The sequence below is a fragment of the Stenotrophomonas pictorum JCM 9942 genome (genome assembly GCF_001310775.1).
Lineage (GTDB): Bacteria > Pseudomonadota > Gammaproteobacteria > Xanthomonadales > Xanthomonadaceae > Stenotrophomonas > Stenotrophomonas pictorum.
Genome location: NZ_BAZI01000479.1, coordinates 1 through 1,702 on the forward strand (window position 1 = coordinate 1; position 1,702 = coordinate 1,702).

Below are 1,702 nucleotides of genomic sequence, written 5' to 3' on the forward strand. Positions count from 1 at the left end.
CGCACGGTCTGGCCGCTGGTGTCGGGCTGGCCGATGCCGAACGCATCCCAGTGCGCGGAGAAGATCACCGATTCGTGCGGATGGCTCGCGCCTTCCAGCCTGGCCACCACGTTGCGGGTCACCACCGGCTCGCGCTTGAGTTTGAAGCTGGCCGACAGGCGCGCATCGCCCAGCGCCACCGGCCGGAAGTCGGCACGCATCGCCTTGCGCTTCTCGACCTCGAAATCCAGCCCGGCAGCGGCGAACAGCTGCTCGGCCAGGCTGCGCTGCATCCAGCCACGCAGCGTGGTGTGCTGCGCCATCGCCTCGGCCTGGCTGCGCTGGATGTCAAACAGCGGCGAGGTGCCCGATGCCTTCACCGTCGCCCACGGATACGCCGCCGGCGCGGTCTCGTGCACGATCAGCACGCCTTCGGCGCCACGGCGCGCGGCCTCCTCGAACTTGTAGGTCCAGCGGCCGTAATAGGTGACCGCGCGGCCATCGAACGCCCCGGCCATATCGGCCTCGAAATCGGCATCGTTGATCAGCACCACCGCGATCTTGCCGCGCAGGTCCACGTCCTTGTAGTCGTCCCACTGGCGCTCGGGCGCAGTGATGCCGTAACCGACAAACACCAGCGGCGCATCGCGCACCTCCACGGCCGCCTGCGGACGCAGGCTCTGCAGGGTCACGTCCTCGCCGTTGACCAGTTTCCGCGCCGTGCCACCGAGCCTCAGTTGCGCGGTGACCGGCCCGTCGACCTGCGCGCGTACCAGCGGCACGTTCTGCACCCAGCTCCCGTTTTCGCCGCCCGGCTGCAGACCCGACGCACGGAATTGCTCGACCAGATAGTCCACGGTGCGCTGTTCGCCGGCGCTGGCCGGCGCGCGGCCCTCGAATTCGTCCGAGGCCAACACCCGCACGTGCCGGGACAACGCTTCGGCATCGATGCCGCCGCCGGGAAGGTCGTTGGCCGCATGGGCGATGCCGCCGGCAAACAGGCACGACGACAACAGCAGAATGCGCATCGGATTCACAGCGGACACCAGCGTTCGACAGAGCGGCGATTCTATCGCGTGCGGTGTCTGTTTAATGAGGGGGCCACGCCACCGCGCAGATCGTTGATCGCCACAGCCGTGCACTGCACTCCACTCCAGCCTTCAGCGGCGGTCGCGGTCCAGCCAGCATTCCAGCCCCTGGGCATTGAGCTCGATATCCATGCCCAGCACCTGCAACACCTGCACCTCGTCCAGGGTGCTGCCGTGCCGGCGCAGCCGCGCCACATACAGCGCGCCCAGCGCCTGCACCAGCAGCCGGTGGCGATCGGCGTGACCATCGCAGCGGCGGGCGATAGCCACCATCGCGTCGATCTGCGCGTGCAGCTCGGCCGCCAGTCGCGCCGGCTGCTCGACGCGGCCGTAGTGGTCAGGTACATCGCCACCGGCGCGCGCGCCATCAGCCGCTCGATCGAGGCATGCAGCGCCTCCGGCTCGAACTGCACCGGCGAGGAGGTCGGAATGATGAACGGCCCGGCGTCACTGTCCAGTTCGCGATAGGACAGGCCGAAGGTGTCGCCGGTGAACCAGCTGCCGCTGGCCGCATCCCAGATGCAGTGGTGATGGCGGGCATGGCCGGGGGTGTCCACGCACAGCAGCTCACGCCCGGCCAGCGACACGCGATGGCCATCCTCGGCCACCACCACGCGCGCGGCCGGCACCGGCAC

At 69.1% G+C, this 1,702-nt stretch carries 2 pseudogenes; both read right to left on the reverse strand.

The features are described 5' to 3' along the window. A pseudogene (locus tag JCM9942_RS15215) lies at window positions 1-1,007 on the reverse strand (peptidase M20); the annotation flags it as partial. Between the two features lie 132 nt (window positions 1,008-1,139). After that, window positions 1,140-1,702 (reverse strand): annotated as a pseudogene (locus JCM9942_RS18450) (MBL fold metallo-hydrolase); the annotation flags it as partial.